This is a genomic window from Streptomyces lothianensis (assembly GCF_047779955.1).
Taxonomy (GTDB): Bacteria; Actinomycetota; Actinomycetes; order Streptomycetales; family Streptomycetaceae; genus Streptomyces.
On record NZ_JBLMKT010000042.1, the window covers coordinates 1 to 14,720 of the forward strand.

13 protein-coding genes are annotated in these 14,720 nt (G+C 70.0%); 7 read left to right on the forward strand and 6 right to left on the reverse strand.

What is annotated here, in order from left to right; translation table 11 throughout:
• The coding region (locus ACLF6P_RS15920; RefSeq protein WP_415950968.1) for a transposase at positions 1–795 on the forward strand (795 nt) is incomplete at its 5' end.
• An 8-nt stretch (positions 796–803) separates the two neighbouring features.
• On the opposite strand, the gene ACLF6P_RS15925 is transcribed toward ACLF6P_RS15920, so the two are convergent.
• Positions 804–2,258, reverse strand: a complete 1,455-nt coding sequence (locus tag ACLF6P_RS15925; protein ID WP_415950970.1) for an MFS transporter — start codon at positions 2,256–2,258, stop codon at positions 804–806.
• Between the two features lie 87 nt (positions 2,259–2,345).
• Here ACLF6P_RS15925 and ACLF6P_RS15930 point away from each other — a divergent pair, with 87 nt between their 5' ends.
• Positions 2,346–2,714, forward strand: coding sequence for a MarR family winged helix-turn-helix transcriptional regulator (locus ACLF6P_RS15930; RefSeq protein ID WP_415950971.1), 369 nt, complete (start codon positions 2,346–2,348; stop codon positions 2,712–2,714).
• Positions 2,715–2,831: 117 nt separating this feature from the next.
• Here ACLF6P_RS15930 and ACLF6P_RS15935 read toward each other — a convergent pair whose 3' ends face one another.
• From ACLF6P_RS15935 to ACLF6P_RS15945, 3 genes are all read right to left on the reverse strand, one after another.
• Positions 2,832–3,878, reverse strand: coding sequence for a vWA domain-containing protein (locus ACLF6P_RS15935; RefSeq protein WP_415950972.1), 1,047 nt, complete (start codon positions 3,876–3,878; stop codon positions 2,832–2,834).
• A gap of 205 nt (positions 3,879–4,083) precedes the next feature.
• Entirely contained in the window at positions 4,084–5,538 is a 1,455-nt protein-coding gene (locus ACLF6P_RS15940) for a cytochrome D1 domain-containing protein (protein ID WP_415950973.1), read from the reverse strand.
• Positions 5,539–6,030: 492 nt separating this feature from the next.
• Complete coding sequence (locus ACLF6P_RS15945) at positions 6,031–6,921, reverse strand: chitosanase (RefSeq protein WP_415950974.1); 891 nt, start codon at positions 6,919–6,921, stop codon at positions 6,031–6,033.
• Positions 6,922–7,241: 320 nt separating this feature from the next.
• Here ACLF6P_RS15945 and qcrB point away from each other — a divergent pair, with 320 nt between their 5' ends.
• Positions 7,242–8,885, forward strand: a complete 1,644-nt coding sequence (qcrB, locus tag ACLF6P_RS15950) for a cytochrome bc1 complex cytochrome b subunit (protein WP_415950975.1) — start codon at positions 7,242–7,244, stop codon at positions 8,883–8,885.
• 114 nt (positions 8,886–8,999) lie between these two features.
• On the opposite strand, the gene ACLF6P_RS15955 is transcribed toward qcrB, so the two are convergent.
• Positions 9,000–9,959 carry an acyl-CoA dehydrogenase family protein gene (locus ACLF6P_RS15955; protein WP_415950976.1) on the reverse strand — a complete coding sequence of 320 codons (960 nt, stop codon included), beginning with the start codon at positions 9,957–9,959 and terminating at the stop codon, positions 9,000–9,002.
• Complete coding sequence (locus ACLF6P_RS15960) at positions 9,956–11,116, reverse strand: acyl-CoA dehydrogenase family protein (RefSeq protein ID WP_415950977.1); 1,161 nt, start codon at positions 11,114–11,116, stop codon at positions 9,956–9,958. Before ACLF6P_RS15960 ends, ACLF6P_RS15955 begins: the two co-directional genes overlap by 4 nt.
• A 51-nt stretch (positions 11,117–11,167) precedes the next feature.
• Between ACLF6P_RS15960 and ACLF6P_RS15965 the strand changes: the two genes are divergently transcribed.
• From ACLF6P_RS15965 to ACLF6P_RS15980, 4 genes are all read left to right on the forward strand, one after another.
• Positions 11,168–11,980, forward strand: a complete 813-nt coding sequence (locus tag ACLF6P_RS15965) for an SDR family oxidoreductase (RefSeq protein ID WP_415950979.1) — start codon at positions 11,168–11,170, stop codon at positions 11,978–11,980.
• Positions 11,981–12,037: 57 nt separating this feature from the next.
• Positions 12,038–12,625: a TetR/AcrR family transcriptional regulator gene (locus ACLF6P_RS15970; RefSeq protein WP_415950982.1), complete on the forward strand. Its 588-nt coding sequence runs from the start codon at positions 12,038–12,040 to the stop codon at positions 12,623–12,625.
• A 52-nt stretch (positions 12,626–12,677) separates the two neighbouring features.
• Positions 12,678–13,835 carry an acetyl-CoA C-acetyltransferase gene (locus ACLF6P_RS15975; protein WP_415950980.1) on the forward strand — a complete coding sequence of 386 codons (1,158 nt, stop codon included), beginning with the start codon at positions 12,678–12,680 and terminating at the stop codon, positions 13,833–13,835.
• 183 nt (positions 13,836–14,018) lie between these two features.
• A partial coding sequence (locus ACLF6P_RS15980) for an MFS transporter (RefSeq protein ID WP_415950981.1) occupies positions 14,019–14,720 on the forward strand: 702 nt, incomplete at its 3' end.

Consider the following 14,720-nt stretch of genomic DNA (forward strand, 5'->3'; position numbering starts at 1 on the left):
CTCACCGGCCGTCGGGCCGACATCAACGCCGACCGCACCCGCAGGATCAACCGCCTGCGCGGCCAGCTGACCAGCATCTTCCCCGCCCTGGAACGGGTACTCGATCTGGGCAACGTGGGCCCCCTGGTCCTGCTGACCGGCTTCCAGATCCCTGCCGCTCTGCGGCGGACCGGCCGCAAGCGGCTGGAGGCCTGGCTGAGGAACCGCAAGGTCCGCGGGGCCGAAGCACTTGCCGAGGCCGCCCTCGAAGCGGCCGACCGCCAGCACACCGCTCTGCCAGGAGAGAAGATCACCGCACAGGTGATCCACACCCTGGCGAAGGAGGTGATGGGCCTCAACGAGCAACTCACCGAGATCGACAAGCTCATTGCGGCCCGGTTTCGCGAGCACGACCTCGCCGAAGTGATCGAGAGCATGCCCGGCATCGGCCCGTTGATGGGCGCCGAGTTCCTCGCCGCCACCGCTGGTGACATGAACCGATACGGTTCCGCGGACCGACTCGCCAGCCTCGCCGGTGTCGCCCCGGTGCCCAGGGACTCGGGCAACGTCAGCGGCAACCTGCACCGCCCCCGCCGTTATCACCGCGGCCTCCAGCGCGTCTTCTACACCTCCGCGCTGATCAGCATCCGCAACTGCGATGCGTCCCGCCGCTTCTACGAACGCAAGCGCGCCGAAGGCAAGCGACACGTCCAGGCCGTCCTCGCTCTGGCCCGTCGACGAGTGAACGTCATGTGGGCCCTGATCCGTGACGGACGGTGTTACCAAGATGGACTCCCAGTCACAGCGGCGGCTTGACAACATCATTAGGAGGTGAGGACCAGTTCCGGGTCCTGCGCGGGCTCCGTGGTCCGCCGCCCTTCGCGTACGCCGGACAGGGCCACGGCGAGGCCGATCACCGAGAGCGCGGTGACGACGAACAGGGCCGGGGTGAACCCGGCGAGCAGGGCGTCGGGGCCGGACTTGCCGCCGTCGTTGGCGGTCAGCACCGCGGTGACGATGGCGAGGCCGATGGCGCCGCCGACCTGCATCGAGGTGTTGAGCAGGCCGCCCGCCAGGCCCTGCTCCTGGTCCGGGACACCGGCGGTGGCCTGGATGTTGAAGGACGCGAAGGCCAGGGTGAAGCCGATGCCGAGCAGGACCATGCTGGGGAACACTCCGAGGAAATACGGCGCGTCCCGGTCGGTGACGAGGAACAGTACGTACGCGATCGCGTGGGCGACGACGCCGCCCGCGATGGTGCGCGAGGTGCCGACCCGGTTGATCAGCGGGTCCATCCGCGGCGAGCCGAGCGCCACGATGAGCGCGGCGGGCAGGAAGCCGAGGGCAGTCTGGAGCGCCGACCAGCCCAGGACGGACTGCAGGTACAGCATCACGACGAACTGGAAGCCGATGAAGCCGCCGAAGAACACCGCGGCACCGGAGTTGGCGCGGGCCAGAGGGCCCGAGCGCAGGATGCCCAGGCGGACGAGAGGGTGCTTGGTGCGTGTCTCGATGACGTAGAAGAGGACCAGCAGCGCGGCGGCCACCGTGAACTGGATCAGCGTGCTCGCCGCGGCCCAGCCGGCCTCGGGGGCCTCGACGACGGTGTAGACCAGCAGCAGCATCGCGGTGATGCCGGTGGCGGCGCCCGGCAGGTCGTATCCGCCGGTGCGCTCGGGGCGGGCTTCCTTCGGCAGCAGCTTCACGGCCGCGGCGAGCGCGAACAGGGCGACGGGTACGGGCAGGAAGAACGTCCAGCGCCAGCCGATCTCGGTCAGCAGGCCGGAGAAGACCAGACCGGCGGAGTAGCCGCTGGCGCCGAAGACGGCGAAGATTCCCAGCGCCTTGTTGCGTGCCGGTCCCTCCGCGAACGTGGTGGTGATGATCGACAGCGCCGCGGGCGCGGTGAAGGCCGCCGCGATGCCCTTCAGGAGCCGGGTCGCGATCAGCAGCGTGCCGTCGTCGACGAGCCCACCGACGAACGAGGCCAAGGCGAACACGGCGACCGCTCCCAGGAAGACGCGTCGCCGCCCGAGCAGGTCGGCGGCGCGGCCGCCGAGCAGCAGCAGCCCTCCGTAGGTGAGGACGTATCCGCTGACGACCCATTGCAGGGTGCTGGTGGACAGGCCGAGGTCGGCCTGGATCGAGGGCAGTGCCACCGCCACCATCGACACGTCGAGCGCGTCGAGGCCGACGACGAGGGAGACGGTGAGCAGGACGCCCCACAGACGGGAATCCCATGAGGTGGAAGTCGTGGTCAGGTGCTCGGTTTGGCTCATGGGGCAGGACATTACATGCGCATGCATTAAATGCCAACGCATTTAATTCGCGTGCATCTAATGTTCACGCATGCTAGCCTCGCGGACATGAAGGGTGCCGCCGAGCGTGAACTGGTACAGGAGTGGCGTGGTCTGATGGCCCGCCACGCCATCGTCTGGAACGCCCTCGAGCGCGAGCTGCAGCACCGGCACAAGCTCGGTGTGAGCGAGTTCGAGGCCCTGGAGCTGCTGGCCTGCCAGGAGAAGTGCCGCGCGGCCGAGCTGTCGGACGCGATCCATCTGAGCCAGTCCGCTGCCTCCCGGCTCGTCGCGCGGCTGGAGAAGAACGGCCTCGCGATCCGCGCCATGTGTGACATGGACCGCCGCGGCGTCTTCGTGGCCCTGACGGACGAGGGCCGCCGCCGCTACCAGGAGGCGCTGCCCACGCATCGCGAAGTGCTGCGGGAGACGCTCTGAGCGCGTGCCCTGCCGTCATGGCCGCCCACCTCGGCCAGGTGCTGGTGAGGATGAGGCATGGAACGAGTGCGGGTCCGGCGCCCGGAGGGGCCGGACCCGCACTCGGGTGTATGAGAGTCAGGACTGCGTCATCAGAAGCAGCCGCGTCTGCGGGGCCAGCTTGCGGTTGACGCTCGTGGACTGGACGAAGATGGTGAACTCGGCGTTCTGGTCCGGGCGCAGGCGGACCTCCGCGTCCGGGAGGCCCAGGAGGGTGCGGGCCTGCGGGCCGGTGTAGACGCGGTCCGTCTTCTTCTCCAGGACCGCGATCTGCTTGCGGGCCTGTACCTTCTCCGACTTGCTCAGCTGGTAGAACGCCGTGCCCGTGCGGTAGGTGTGGCCGTTGTCCACGATCCAGGTGCGGATGGATTCCGAGCGGTCCACCGTGAGCAACTGGTACGTGTCCGCGCCCGCCGGGGTGAGGCCGGCCGCCTTGATCGTGTCCTTGTTGACCGCGTCCGCGCCCGTGGAGAAGACGGCGCGCGAGCCGCGGATGCCCTTGGTGCGGCCGATCATGAACTTCTCGGTGGCCTCCTGGATGACATGCCCGGCCTCCTCCAGGCCCTGGGTGCTGGTGGCGTCCCAGACGGCGATGTTGTCCTTCGGGAAGCCGCAGCGCATGGCCTCGCGCTTGCCCATCTGGTCGGGGACCAGGACGGCCAGCGTCCAGTTGTCGGCCTGGGTGTGGATCAGGCCGCTCACCGCGCCCACCAGCTCGGCCGGCTTCAGGCCCTGGCCGTCCGGGCTGCGGTGGCTCACGTTCTCCTGGCCGTCGGTGAGGACGAACGTGAGGAAGCTGTGGTCCCCGTAGAGCTGTGCCGTCTGCGCCAGCTCATGCTGCGACTTCAGGGTGGCGGCGAGCAGGGCCGTCATGCCGCCCGCCCGGTACAGCTGCTGCAAGGACGGCATCCGCAGTACGTCCTTGTCGTAGATGACGCACTCCACCTTGTCCGCGAAGACGTACACCGTCACGCGGGTCTCCTGGTCCAGCTCCTGCGAGCGGCGGGCCAGGTAGGCGATCTGCTGGTCGGCGACCTCGACGACCTTGCGGCTCAGATGCGACATGGATGAACTGGCGTCAAGCACAAGGGCGACGTGATTGATGTAGTTCTGTGCTCCGGACATGGCTGTTCCCCCTCGTCCCGGCAGCCCCTGCAGCTCCCGATCGATGTCCTCATCCTTCCAGGAGGCACTGACAATCGATCTTGAACGGAAGGCGCCATGCTGCCCGCCCCGAGGGGGAGTCCGGCCGGGCAGGCCGCGATGGCCCCGGCTCCTTGGAGCCGGGGCCCGAACGCAAGGGACCTCGAGCCGCACCCGGTATGCCCGCTCAGGGACAGGTGACGAGGAGGATCGAGACGGCGGTGCAGGTGACGGACGCCGTGTCGTTGCCGGGGTCGGGGTCGGTGGGCGTGGAGGCGGTGCGCTGCGCGGACACCTCGACCGGGCCGAGACTCAGTAGGTGGAGCGGAACCCGGAAGGTCCTGGCCACGCTCGCGTTGTCGGCGATGGCGCCGTAGGTGCAGGTCACCGTGGTGCCGTCGGCGGTGCATCCGGAGGCGAGGTGGGTGGCCCTGGAGCCCGGCGGGAGCTGTGCGGTGACGGTGGCGGAAGTGACGTCCCGGGGGCCGGTGTTGTGTGCGGTGAGGGTGTAGGACAGGTACGGCGTCAGGAGGCCCAGGTGCGGATCGGCGGTGAGGCCGATGCCGATGTCCGCGCTCGCCGACGACGGCGCGGCGGCGAAGGCCACGCCGTAGGGGCCGGTGAAGCCGGTGATCGTGTCCGTGACGGCGTCGGTCCCGGTGTCGATCACCGAGACGGTGCCGCCGTTCAGGTTGGTGGCGTAGACGGCCGTGCCGGACGGGGCCGCCTCGACTCCGGCCGGGCTGTCGCCGACGGGGATGGTCGCCGTCACGGTTCCGCTCGCCGTGTCGATCACCTTCACGTCGTCGCTGCCCCGGTCGGCGACGTACGCCCGGGTTCCCGACGCGTCGAACGTGACGTCGTTCGGGAACGCCCCCACCGGGATGGTGGAACTGACCGTGTCGGTCGAGGTGTCGATCACCGAGACCGTGTCGGCCTCGCTGTTGGCCACGTAGGCGGTGGCCCCGGAGGGGCTGACCGCCACGCCGGTGGGGGAGTCACCGACCGGGACCGTGGCGCTGACCGTGTTGGTCGAGGTGTCGATGACCGAGACCGTGTCCGCGTTGCTGTTGGTCACGTAGGCGGTGGCGCCCGAAGGGGTGATCGCCACACCGTTCGGCGAGTTCCCGACGGAGACGGTGGCGCTGACCGTGTCGGTCGCGGTGTCGATGACCGAGACCGTGGTCCCGCCGCTGTTCGCGACGTAGGCGAACGTCCCGGACGGGGTGACGGCCACGTTGAGGGGGTTGCTGCCGACGGGGATGGTCGCGGTGACCGTGTTGGTGTCCGTGTCGATCGCCGAGACGGTGGCTTCGTTGAAGTTGGTCACGTAGGCATGCGCACCGGACGGGGTGACGGCCACGCCGACCGGCCTGCCGCCGACGGCGATGGTGTCGGAGACGGTGTTCGTGCTCGTGTCGACCACCGAGACGGTGCTGCCGTAGAAGTTGGCCACGTAAGCCGTCGGGCCGGTGGCGGCCCGCGCGGGCCCGGGGAGGGCGACCAGGCCGCTGAGTGCCAGTGCGCCGCCGACGGCGAGCGAGGTCAGCCGCCGCCTCCAGGCGGCCAGGGGCGACCTGGGCGGCGCGGCACGTCCGGTGCTTTCGGCGGGCCTGGACGGTCTGGAGAATGCACGGATCAAAGAACTTCTCCCTTCGGCGCGTCCGCACCCTGACGGCGGGCCCGAATGACCCCGAGGACCGGCAGCCGTGCGGTCGTGCGGAGCCTGTCGACGGCAGTCGTCCCGGCTGCCGTCCGGCAGAGCCCCCGTGCGTCACATCCGGCGTCGTCGGGTCACCCCGGACCGAAGCGGCGCCGAGCGCATCGTCACGGCGCCGGCCGTGGGAACGCGGCAGCGCTGACCGCCTGAAGGCAGGAGAACCGGCGCCCGGCGACGTGACCGAGATCATCCCGCTTTTCCGGCAACTCGGGGGTTAGATCTTCACTGTTGTCCGAATGTGGTCGGCATCTGATCGCCCTGCGCCTCGCGGCCCGTCCCGAGGGTGCACGCCCGTCCCGGTGCGGACGGGGCCAGACCGGGCCCGGCCGTACGCGCCAGGGGCGCGGCCTGTTTCCCGCGGTACCAGGCCGGGGCGCGGGCCTACCTCACCCGGTACCAGGCCGGGGCGCGGGCCTACCTCACCCGGTACGGATCCCCGTACACCCGCCACGTCAGCGGCGTCGCCAGGTTCATGTTGCCTGCCCTGAGGAACAGCCGCTGGGCCGTGTCGATGCGGCTGGTGTCGCGCTTCTCGGCGAGCATCACCTCGCGCCGTGCGTCCAGGAAGGCGTTGAGGAAGACCTGCTCCTTGCCGCCCTCAGCCTTGGTCCTCGCCTGCTTCATGGCCTTCTCGCGGATGCCGTAGAAGCCGTTCGGCCCGATGCCGGGGCCGTGCAGCACCATCGCGTCGTAGTAGAGGAACTGGCCGAGTGTGCTCAGACCGTCCATCTTGGCCTGCAGGACGGCCGGCTCGAAGTAGTCGTCGTCGCGCAGGTTGTCCTGGGCCTTACGGAACTCGGGCTTCTCGGCCTCCGCCTTCCAGGCCTCGGGGAGGTCCTCCAGGCCGTTGAGCGAGTCCGAGCCGTCGACCTTGCGCAGGGCGGGCAGGAAGCGGGCGAGCCCGTTGTCCGGGTGTTCCTCGGTGTACTGCTCGACGAGCTTGAGCATGTCGTGCGTACCGGAGGTGAAGCCGATGATGCCGCCGGTGTAGCCGTTGCCGTCGCCGGGGTCCTCGATGTAGCCGTAGGTCGTGCGCCAGTCGAGCGTCGAGTTCTCCGCGCTGGCCACGAGCTGCTGCGCCAGCTCCTTCTTGTCCTTGGCCGCGAGCCCGGGCGGCATCTTGCGGATGCGTTCCTCCAGCTCGCTCTCCGTCTCGTCGGCGAGCGGGTTCGAGGGGGAGGGCGAGCTGTGGGCGGGCAGCGGCTTGCCCTGCGGGATGCCGGAGTCCGAGTCGGGGCCGAGCAGGTAGACGAGGAGGGTCGCCACGGGAGCTATGGCGAGGAAAAGACAACCGGCACGCTTCATGCGCACAGGGTATGGCTCGGGCCCGGGATCCGGGTGTGCAGGGTCGGGGGCGGTCGGTCGGTTGCGCAGCGTTGCGCTTTGTCGCTCTCCGTCGTGACTCGTCGCGATCTGTCGCTCTCCGCCGTGGTCCGCCGTGGTCTGCCGTGGTCCGTCATGTTCTGTCGTGTACGGGCCACCCCTGCGTGTGCGGCGGCTCACCATGCTCGTAGTCTGGTGGTGGAACATCACAGCTTTGCCGCAACTGCACGTGCTGAAGGGCCAGTTGGCGCCGGAGTGCGAGGTGCCCGCCCCGAGGCGCGTCCGAAGGGGAGGGGCCGGGGATGAACAGCCAGGAGCGGACACGCGGTGACGGCAGACCGGATCGGCCGGCGAAGGGCGAGCGCCTCGCGGACTGGGCCGACGGCAGGCTCGGGATCTACTCGCTGGCCAAATCACAGATGCGCAAGGTGTTCCCGGACCATCCGAGCTTCATGCTGGGCGAGGTCTGTCTGTACAGCTTCATCATCCTGATCCTCACCGGGGTCTGGCTGACGCTGTTCTTCGAGCCCAGCATGGCCGAGGTCGAGTACCAGGGCTCCTACGAGCCGCTCAAGGGACTCATGATGTCCCGCGCCTTCGAGTCGACCGTCGAGATCAGCATGGACGTGCGCGGCGGGCTGCTGATCCGGCAGATCCACCACTGGGCGGCGCTGGTCTTCGTGGCGGGGATGCTCGCGCACATGATGCGGGTGTTCTTCACGGGCGCGTTCCGCAAGCCGCGCGAGGTCAACTGGCTGTTCGGCTGGACGCTGTTGATGCTCGCCCTGATCACCGGCCTGACGGGGTACTCGCTGCCGGACGACCTGCTCTCCGGTACCGGGCTGCGGTTCGCGCAGGGTGCGATCCTGTCGATCCCGGTCGTGGGCACGTATCTGGCGATGTTCCTCTTCGGCGGCGAGTTCCCGGGCGAGGACATCATCGCGCGGCTGTATCCGATCCACATCCTGCTGTTGCCGGGGATCATGCTGGGCCTGGTGGTGGCGCATCTGATCCTGGTCTTCTATCACAAGCACACCCAGTTCGCCGGGCCCGGGCGCTCGGAGAAGAAGGTGATCGGCGCGCCGTTCATGCCGATCTACGTGGCGAAGGCCGGCGGGTTCTTCTTCCTGGTCTTCGGCGTCCTCGCGGTCATGGGCGCGGTCGTGTCGATCAACCCGGTGTGGGCGATCGGCCCCTACCGCCCGGATCTGGTCGGCACGGGCGCTCAGCCGGACTGGTATCTGGGCTTCTCCGAGGGGCTGATCCGGGTGATGCCGGGATGGGAGATCAACGCCTGGGGCCACACGCTGGCGCTCGGCGTCTTCATTCCGTTCATGCTCTTCCCGGTCTATATGACGCTGATCGCGGTCTATCCGTTCATCGAGGCGTGGGTCACCGGGGACAAGCGCGAGCACCACATCGCGGACCGGCCGCGGAACGTCCCGACCCGTACGGCGCTCGGGGTGGCCTGGCTGGTCGGCTACGGGGTGCTGCTGATCGGCGGCGGCAACGACATCGTGGCCACGCAGCTGCATCTGTCGATCAACGTGATCACGTGGTTCGTGCGGATCGGGTTCTTCGTGCTCCCGGTGCTCGCGTTCGTGATCACCCGCCGCATCTGTCTCGGGCTGCAGCACCGCGACCGGGACAAGGTGCTGCACGGGCGCGAGAGCGGGACGATCAAGCGGCTGCCGCACGGGGAGTTCGTGGAGATCCACGAGCCGCTCACCCCGGGGCAGCGCTTCACGCTCACCGCCCACGAGCAGCCCGAGGCGCTCGACCTCGGCCCGACGACGGACGCCAACGGGGTGCGCCGCCGCGTGAAGCCGGGCGAACGCCTGCGCGTCAGCCTCTCCAAGGCGATGTACGGCCCGGGAACCCAGGTGGAGAAGCCGACGGCGCAGGAGTACGAGGAGATCACGGCCGGCGACGGCCACGGGCACTGACGGCCGCGTGCACTGACGGCCACGGGCACCGTGACACCGACGGCTGCGACGCCGACGGCCGCGACACCGGCAAGTCCCGCCCCGGGGAAGCCCTCCCGGGGCGGAGCCGGCTTCTCAGGCCAGCACCCGCTTGCGGCACTCGCCCGGCGTGCCCCATGCCGTGCGCAGGGCCTGGGCCTTTCGGATCCACAGCGACAGGTCGAGTTCCTCGGTGTAGCCGATCGCGCCGTGGAGCTGGAGTGCCGTGCGTGAGGCCTGGTACGCGGCCTCGGAGGCGGTGAGCTTCGCGGCGGCGAGGTCCGCCCGTGTCATCGTGAGCGCCGCCCCGTACAGGAGCGGCTGGGCGAACTCGAGGCGCAGCAGGGCGTTTGCCAGCTGGTGCTGCACCGCCTGGAACGTGCCGATCGGTGTCCCGAACTGCTTGCGCTGCTTCACATACGCCACCGTCCGATCGAGCAGAGCCCGCCCCACGCCCAGCGCCTGGGCCGCCGCCGCGAGCGTCCCCCAGGCGTCGGTGGCCGCGAAGGCCGCCCGGTCCCGGGTGAGCGGCTCGGTGGGCGCACCGGGTTCGGTGAGCCGCCGGGCGGGGTCAGCCGAGCGGTGGACCGGGCCGTGCCCGGCGCCGCACAGGTGCAGTCCGCCGTCCGCGAAGGTCACGGTCACATCGGCGGCCTCCGCGTCCAAGGCATACGGGCCGCCGGGCGCCTTGACGGTGGCGAGGACCGATCCGTCGGCGACCCCGGGGAGCAGCCGCTTGGCATGAGCGGAGTCCGTCGATGCCGCGAGGAGCGCCGAGACCGCCGCGGTCTCCACGACCGGCCCCGGCACGGCATGCCGCCCCAGCTCGACATACGCGACGGCGAGCTCGACCGGCAGCGGCCCCACACCCTCGTACGCCTCGGGTACGGCGAGCGCGAACACCCCGGCCTCCGCGAGCCGTCCCCACAGGGCCCGGCCCGCCGTGAAGTCCCCGGCACCCCAGGACCGTACGGCCGCGGGGACGTCCGCCGCCGTCAGCATCGCGTCGAGGCTGCGGGCGAACTCGCGCTGCTCGTCGTCCAGGAGGAATCTCAAGACCGCCGTCCCTTCGGCAGGCCGAGCAGCCGCTCGGCGATGATGTCGCGCTGGATCTCGTTGGTGCCGGCGTAGACGGGGCCCGCGAGCGAGAAGACATAGCCCTCCGCCCAGTCGTACGGGCCGGGGTGGGCGGCGAGTTCGCCGTCGGCGCCGAGCAGGTCGAGCGCGGTCTCGTGCAGCGCGATGTCGTACTCGGACCAGAAGACCTTGTTCAGGGAGGATTCGGCGCCGACGGTCTCGCCTGCGGCGAAACGGGACGCGTTGGCGGCCGTGAACAGCTGGTAGGCGCGGGCACCCACCACCGCGTCGGCCACCCGGTCGCGCAGTGCGGTGTCGGCCGGGTTGCCCTGCGCGCGCCACAGCTCGACGAGCCGGTCCGCGGCCGCCAGGAAGCGTCCGGGGGAGCGGAGGGTGAGGCCCCGTTCGTTGCCTGTTGTCGACATGGCGATACGCCAGCCCTGTCCCGGCTCGCCGATCACGTCCTCGTCGGGCACGAAGACCTCGTCGAGGAAGACTTCGGCGAAGGCCGGTCTGCCGTCGAGCCGGCCGACGGGACGGACGGTCACGCCGGGCGCCCGCAGGTCGAACATCAGATAGGTGAGCCCGCGGTGCGGCCGGTCCGCCGCCGGGTCGCTGCGGAAGATCCCGAACGCGCGGTCCGCGAAGGCGGCCCGTGAGGACCAGGTCTTCTGCCCGCTGAGGAGCCAGCCCCCGTCCGTACGCACCGCGCGGGACTTCAGCGAGGCCAGATCGCTGCCCGCCTCCGGCTCCGACCAGGCCTGCGCCCAGATCACCTCGCCGCTCGCCATCGAGGGCAGGATCCGGGCCTTCTGCTCGGGGGTGCCGTGGTCGAGGAGGGTGGGGGCGAGCAGGTTGATGCCGTTCTGAGAGACGCGGCCCGGGCCGTTCGCCGCGTAGTACTCCTCCTCGAAGATCAGCCACCTGAAGATGTCCGCGCCCCGGCCGCCGTACTCCTCGGGCCAGGACACGACCGACCAGCGGTCCTCGTGCAGCCGCCGTTCCCAAGCGCGGTGCTGTGCGAAGCCTTCCTCGGTCTCCAGTGACTGCAGGGGAGTGCCGGGGACGTTGGCGCGCAGCCAGTCCCTCGCCTCCTGCCGGAACGCCTGCTCCCCGGGTGACTGGTCAAGGTCCACGAGTTGCCCCACTCCTTCCCTAACAAGTGTTTGGTAGGTTACCCTCCTGCCGTGACAGACAACAAGCCCGGCAACAGCCTCGGCGCCAAGCCGCCGTACGTGAAAGGCCATCGACTCCTCGACGGGCGCACGGCCGTCATCACCGCGGCCGCCGGTGCGGGCATCGGCGGTGCGACCGCGCGCCGGTTCCTGGAGGAAGGCGCACGGGTCGTCATCAGCGATGCCCACGTGCGCCGCCTCGCCGCGTCGGAGGTCGAACTCGCCAAGGAGTTCGGCGCGGACCGCGTGTCCTCGCTGCCCTGCGACGTGACGGACGAGTCCCAGGTGCGGGCGCTGTTCGCACACGCCGTGGACCGGCACGGCGGACTCGATCTGCTCGTCAACAACGCCGGACTCGGCGGCACCGCGGAACTCGTCGACATGAGCGACGAACAGTGGACCCGCGTGCTCGACGTGACGCTGGGCGGCACCTTCCGCTGTGTACGGGCCGCGCTCCGGCACTTCAAGGAGTCCGGCACCGGCGGCGTCATCGTCAACAACGCCTCCGTCATCGGCTGGCGCGCCCAGGCCGGACAGGCGCACTACGCGGCCGCGAAGGCCGGCGTCATGGCGCTCACCCGGTCCGCGGCCGTCGAGGCAGCCGCGTACGGGGTGCGGGTCAACGCCGTGTCACCGAGCCTCGCCATGCATCCGCACCTGGTGAAGGTCACCACGCCCGAACTGCTCGAGGAGCTGACGGCGGGCGAGGCCTTCGGGCGGTACGCCGAACCCTGGGAGGTGGCCAACGTGATCGTGTTCCTGGCCGGCCCCTACTCCTCGTACATGACCGGTGAAGTCGTCTCCGTGAGCAGTCAGCACGCGTAGGAGCTGGACAATGGTGGTGTGCCGACGCCCAAGAAGAACCGAACGAAACAGCCGTCCGTGACCCCGTCACCCGCCCGCCGCGGTGAACTCCTCGCGACCGCCGCCGAGGTCTTCGCCGCGCAGGGCTACAACGCCACGACCGTGCGCAAGATCGCGGACGAGGCGGGGATGCTCGCGGGCAGCCTCTACTACCACTTCGATTCGAAGGAGTCGATCCTCGACGAGATCCTCTCCACGTTCCTGGACGAGCTCTGGCAGGGCTACGACGCCGTGCTCGCCGCCGGGCTCGGGCCGCGCGAGACCATCGAGGCGCTGGTCACCGAGTCCTTCCGGGAGATCGACCGGCACCGTGCCGCCGTCGCCATCTACCAGAAGGAATCGCGCCACCTCGCCCGCCAGGAGCGCTTCGCCTATCTCGTCGAATCCCAGGAGAAGTTCGAGAAGGCCTGGCTGGGCACGCTGGAGCGCGGCGTCGCCGCCGAGGTCTTCCGCGCCGATCTCGACATCCGGCTCACGTACCGCTTCGTGCGCGACACCGTTTGGGTCGCCGCGTCCTGGTACCGGCCGGGCGGGCAGCACAGCCCGGAGGAGATCGCCCGGCAGTACCTGTCGATGGTCCTGGACGGAATCGCCGTACGTACCTGATCCGTTGACCCGCATCACTGCCGGGTCGGTTGACCTGTGAGGGAGTTGTGTCATGGCCGAGGCCTACATAGTCGACGCTGTCCGTACGCCGGTGGGGCGCCGCAAGGGCGGGCTCAGCGGAGTGCACCCCGCGGACCTGGGCGCGCATGTGCTGAAGGCACTCGTGGAGCGCTCGGGCGTGGATGCCGCGGCCGTGGAGGACGTGGTCTTCGGCTGCCTCGACACCGTCGGGCCGCAGGCCGGTGACATCGCCCGCACGGCCTGGCTCGCGGCCGGACTGCCCGAGGAGGTGCCGGGCGTCACCGTCGACCGGCAGTGCGGATCCTCGCAGCAGGCCGTGCACTTCGCCGCGCAGGGCGTCCTGTCCGGCACCCAGGACCTGGTGGTCGCGGGCGGCGTGCAGAACATGACGATGATCCCGATCGCCTACGCCTCCCGGCAGGCGGGCGAACCGCTCGGCCTGACCGAGGGCCCCTTCCACGGCTCGAAGGGCTGGCAGGAGCGGTACGGGAAGCAGCCGGTCAACCAGTTCCACGGCGCCGAGCTGATCGCGTCCAAATGGGGGATCACCCGGCGCGACCAGGAGGAGTTCGCGCTGCGCTCGCACCAGCGGGCACTGCACGCCATCGCCGAGGGGCGTTTCGAACGCGAGACGGTCGCCTACGGCGAGGTGACCGTGGACGAGGGGCCGCGTCCAGACACCTCCCTGGAGAAGATGGCCGCGCTGCAGCCGGTGGTCGAGGGCGGCACCATCACGGCGGCCTGCTCCTCGCAGGTCTCCGACGGCGCGGCGGCCATGCTGATCGCCTCCGAACAGGCCCTGCGTGAGCACGGGTTGACCCCGCGGGCCCGCATCCACCACCTGTCGGTACGCGGAGAGGACCCCATCCGGATGCTCTCCGCGCCGATCCCGGCGACGGCGTACGCACTGAAGAAGACCTCGATGTCCATCGAGGACATCGACCTGGTCGAGATCAACGAGGCCTTCGCCCCGGTGGTCCTCGCCTGGCTCAAGGAGACGGGCGCGGACCCCGGGCGCGTCAACGTCAACGGCGGCGCGATCGCCCTCGGCCACCCGCTGGGTGCGACCGGCGTCAGGCTGATGACGACGCTGCTGCACGAACTGGAGCGCACGGGAGGCCGTTACGGCCTGCAGACCATGTGTGAGGGCGGCGGCCAGGCGAACGTGACGATCATCGAGCGGCTCTGACGGCAGTGCTGACCGGTAGGTCCTTGCCCGTTGCCCGTTGCCCGTTGCCCGTTGCCCGTTGCCCGCTGACCGCTGACCGCTGACCGCTGACCGCTGACCGCAAAAACTATCTTGACATCGAGATTATCGGCATCGAGACTGTCGTCCGTTGATGTCTTGATGTCGAGATAGTTCGGGGGAGCGGTGCTGCGCACGGGCAACGGGCAAGGACTCATCGGTCAGTTGCGGCGGCCGCCCGGCGGGCGGGACGCGCGCCTGATGCTGTTCGGGCAGTTCGTCGACCGCACGGGGACGGGGGTGTGGGCGGCCTCGTGCGTCCTGTACTTCACCGTGGTCACCGGGCTCGACGCCGCGCGGATCGGGCTGCTGCTCGGGATCGCCGGGGTGGCGGGGGTCGCGGGCTCGCCGCTCGCGGGGCGGCTCGCGATGAGCTTTCCCGTACGGACGCTGCTGATCGCCTGTCATGTGCTGCGGATCGGCAGCGTCGGGCTGCTGCTCGCCCTGGACAGCTTCGCCGCTCTGCTGCCCGTCGTGGCTCTGACGTCCGTCGGCGACCGTGCCGCGAAGACCCTGGAGATGGTGTTCGCGACCGAAGTGGCGGGGGAGCGGCGGGGTACGTATCAGGCGCTGTTCCGCACGGTCGCCAATGCCGGGTACGCGCTGGGCGCCGGCATCGCCGCGGCCGGTCTCGCCTTCGACGCCTACCGCTCGCTGATCCTCGCCAACGCGGCCTCCTTCCTGGTGGCCGCCCTGCTGGTGCGCGCCACGCGGCTGCGGATGCCACCGGGGAAGGCCGAGCCGGCCGTGAGGCAAGGTGATTCGGCCGAGGTGCATGGGGGTGCGGGCCGGGCGGACGGCGATTCGGCCGAGGCGCATGGGGGTGCG

Bases quoted from the DNA above. Each gene is read 5' to 3' on its own strand.
- ACLF6P_RS15975 (WP_415950980.1), top strand. From the start codon at position 12,678: ATGGCCGAGGCCTACATAGTCGACGCTGTCCGTACGCCGGTGGGGCGC.
- ACLF6P_RS15930 (WP_415950971.1), top strand. From the start codon at position 2,346: ATGAAGGGTGCCGCCGAGCGTGAACTGGTACAGGAGTGGCGTGGTCTG.
- qcrB (WP_415950975.1), top strand. From the start codon at position 7,242: ATGAACAGCCAGGAGCGGACACGCGGTGACGGCAGACCGGATCGGCCG.
- ACLF6P_RS15945 (WP_415950974.1), bottom strand. From the start codon at position 6,921: ATGAAGCGTGCCGGTTGTCTTTTCCTCGCCATAGCTCCCGTGGCGACC.
- ACLF6P_RS15935 (WP_415950972.1), bottom strand. From the start codon at position 3,878: ATGTCCGGAGCACAGAACTACATCAATCACGTCGCCCTTGTGCTTGAC.
- ACLF6P_RS15925 (WP_415950970.1), bottom strand. From the start codon at position 2,258: ATGAGCCAAACCGAGCACCTGACCACGACTTCCACCTCATGGGATTCC.